This window comes from Streptomyces sp. YIM 130001, assembly GCF_003574445.1.
In the GTDB taxonomy this organism is placed as follows: domain Bacteria; phylum Actinomycetota; class Actinomycetes; order Streptomycetales; family Streptomycetaceae; genus Streptomyces.
The window spans coordinates 1-1,346 of sequence record NZ_KZ984591.1; the positions used below are offsets into that span (position 1 = coordinate 1).

The 1,346-nt window shown below is 65.5% G+C and carries 1 protein-coding gene; it reads left to right on the top strand.

Translation table 11 applies throughout. The features are described from left to right. The coding region (locus DSC45_RS35510) for a (Fe-S)-binding protein (protein WP_162929458.1) at positions 1–1,346 on the top strand (1,346 nt) is incomplete at both ends.

Below are 1,346 nucleotides of genomic sequence, written 5' to 3' on the forward strand. Positions count from 1 at the left end.
GAGGACGATGTTTTCGGTGTTTCGCAGGTCGAGCAGTTCTCCTGGAAGGGCCTGCTGGACTTCTCCACCTGCACCGAGTGCGGGCGCTGCCAGTCGCAGTGCCCCGCCTGGAACACCGGCAAGCCGCTCTCCCCGAAGCTCCTGATCATGTCGTTGCGTGACCACGCGCACGCCAAGGCCCCCTACCTCCTCGCCGGTGGCGGTAAGGACATGGAGGGCAACGAGCAGGCCACCGAGGAGCAGCTGGCGGACGTGCCCGCCGCCGCGCTCGCGGAGGCCGAGCGTCCGCTGATCGGCACGCTCGAGGAGAACGGGGTCATCGACCCGGACGTGTTGTGGTCCTGCACCACGTGTGGTGCCTGTGTCGAGCAGTGCCCGGTCGACATCGAGCACATCGACCACATCGTCGACATGCGCCGCTACCAGGTGATGATCGAGTCCAGCTTCCCCAGCGAGGCGGGCACGATGCTCAAGAACCTGGAGAAGAAGGGCAATCCCTGGGGCCTGGCGAAGAAGCAGCGTCTGGAGTGGACCAAGGAGGTCGACTTCGAGGTGCCGGTCGTCGGCAAGACGATCGACGACCTCACGGAGGTCGAGTACCTGTACTGGGTCGGCTGCGCGGGTGCGTTGGAGGACCGGGCGAAGAAGACGACGAAGGCTTTCGCGGAGCTGCTGCACATCGCGGGCGTCAAGTTCGCGATCATGGGCGGTGACGAGAAGTGCACCGGTGACTCGGCACGGCGACTCGGCAACGAGCCGCTGTTCCAGGAGCTCGGGATGGAGAACGTCGCGACTCTGAACGCGGCCTTCGGCGAGGATGACGAGGACGAGTCGACCAAGAAGCCGAAGACGGCGAAGAAGATCGTCTCGACCTGTCCGCACTGCTTCAACACCATCGCGAACGAGTATCCGCAGCTCGGTGGTGACTACGAGGTCATCCACCACACGCAGTTGCTGCAGCACCTCATCGACGAGGGCAAGTTGATCCCGGTCACCCCGGTCGACGGCCTCATCACCTACCACGACCCGTGTTACCTGGGCCGGCACAACAAGGTCTACACGCCCCCGCGCGAGATCATGTCCGCCGTCCCCGGCCTGCGCCAGCAGGAGATGCACCGCCACAAGGAACGCGGCTTCTGCTGCGGCGCCGGCGGCGCACGCATGTGGATGGAGGAGCGCATCGGCAAGCGCATCAACACCGAGCGGGTGGACGAGGCGCTGTCCCTCAACCCGGACATCGTCTCCACCGCCTGCCCGTTCTGCCTGGTCATGCTCACCGACTCCGTCAACGGCAAGAAGAACGACGGCAAGGCACCGGAGGCCCTCCAGGTCGTGGACGTGGCCCA